Raw genomic sequence first — 1503 nt, 5'->3', positions numbered from 1 at the left:
TAAGTTGAGTTTAGTGTTTAAGGTGCAATGGTTTAAGTTTGGTGGTTGCGTTGTTCACCACTTAACGCGGCGTTAGCAGTAATGAGGAATATATGAAGTTAAGTTGGAATGAATACAAGTACAAAGTAAATGATAACTTACTTAGTGGAAAATACGTCTATCGTGGGCAGGCTAATTCAAATTGGAAGCTAACAACTTCCCTTCATCGAACAGGTCTCGTAAATCGTGTAGAAGATTTAATATCCTACTTTGAGTTTGTTGTTCCGAGTGTTCAAGAAAAAGTAGAAGCATGGGATGGCACTAGAAGAAATTTGTCAAACCCAAATGAACTGGCGCAGTTTGTTTCTTTTCTCCAACATAATGGATATCCAACTCCATTGCTAGATTGGTCTTATTCCCCTTATATCGCAGCATTCTTTGCATTTGATGGTGTAAACCATTTCGAACCTAATTCTGAGTTTATATCTATATATCAGTTCAATGCGGCAGATTGGATTGCGAAGTTTAAACAAATCGATGACTACAAACATGAAAAAGAGCATGTGAGTGTGCTAGCTCCGACAATTCGTGGAAATCACAAACAAATGTTACAGCAGGGTCTTTTTACATATACAAACTGCGTCGATGTAGAAGGTCATATAAAGGATCACGAATTAAATGGTCAAAACTACCTAACGAAGTATGAAATTCCGGTTAGCGAACGAGTTCTCGCTATCCGCGATTTAGCTCTCATGGGTATTACAATGACACAACTGGCTCCATCAGTTGAATCTGTATGTAAGGCTCATTTTAATGAAGTAAGTACAAAGTTTGCAGTTGGGTTAGAGCCTAATATTCAGGTACTGGCAAATAACTCGTAGAATCACTGCTAACAAACAATTTAAGAGTGATTCAGCACGCTTGGCGTTTTTGGTTTAGGTTAAGTTTAGTATTTACGGCGGTCAAATTGAGTGTCTTGCGTGCGTGCTTCACACCTTAATTGGGCGTTATTTCGACATGTGTAAAGTGAGCCACATATAGGTTCTTTGATATATGAGTTCGGCTACGAGGGTATGTATGCAAGACAAACAATTTGAGTACTGGAGCAAGGCTAGAAAGCAAGGTGGCTTGGCCTGGATTTTTAAAAACACAGTGGGAACAACAATTGCTTTTGTAGTATTTCATATCCTGTTTAACTATCCGTCATCGGATGCAGAAAATGTATTAATGTACATGCAAGCCAATATTGCGGAGTACTCTATCTTCCCGTGTCTAATGTTTTTCGTTAACTGGGGCTTTTGGTTGCATAGAGAAAGTAAGTTTAAGGTAGAGCTGCAACGAAGAAATGTCGAATAACAAGGCGTTTAAGGCGGACTCACAACGCTTGGCGCTCTCAGTTTAAGTTGAATTTAGTGTTTAAGGTACAATGGTTTAGGGTTGGTGGTTAGCGTTGTTCACCACTTAACGCGGCGTTAGCTTAAAGGAGCGCGAAACTTTGGATATTGTTTTAATAATCATTTTAGT

Annotated in this window: 2 protein-coding genes; both read left to right on the top strand. The window is 38.9% G+C overall.

Annotation, left to right across the window (positions count from 1 at the left end):
- Positions 1 to 92: 92 nt before the first annotated feature.
- Positions 93 to 860 carry an FRG domain-containing protein gene (locus ACQEXS_RS22430; RefSeq protein WP_427015270.1) on the top strand — a complete coding sequence of 256 codons (768 nt, stop codon included), beginning with the start codon at positions 93 to 95 and terminating at the stop codon, positions 858 to 860.
- A gap of 196 nt (positions 861 to 1056) precedes the next feature.
- The gene (locus tag ACQEXS_RS22425) at positions 1057 to 1335 is read left to right on the top strand and encodes a hypothetical protein (RefSeq protein WP_262359099.1); all 279 of its coding nucleotides are present in this window, start codon (positions 1057 to 1059) and stop codon (positions 1333 to 1335) included.
- Positions 1336 to 1503: the final 168 nt, after the last annotated feature.

Origin of the sequence: Vibrio sp. TRT 17S01, from assembly GCF_050113695.1 — a bacterium.
Lineage (GTDB): Bacteria > Pseudomonadota > Gammaproteobacteria > Enterobacterales > Vibrionaceae > Vibrio.
The sequence above is the reverse complement of the archived record's forward strand: the minus strand, read 5'-3'. Positions and strand labels throughout refer to the sequence as shown.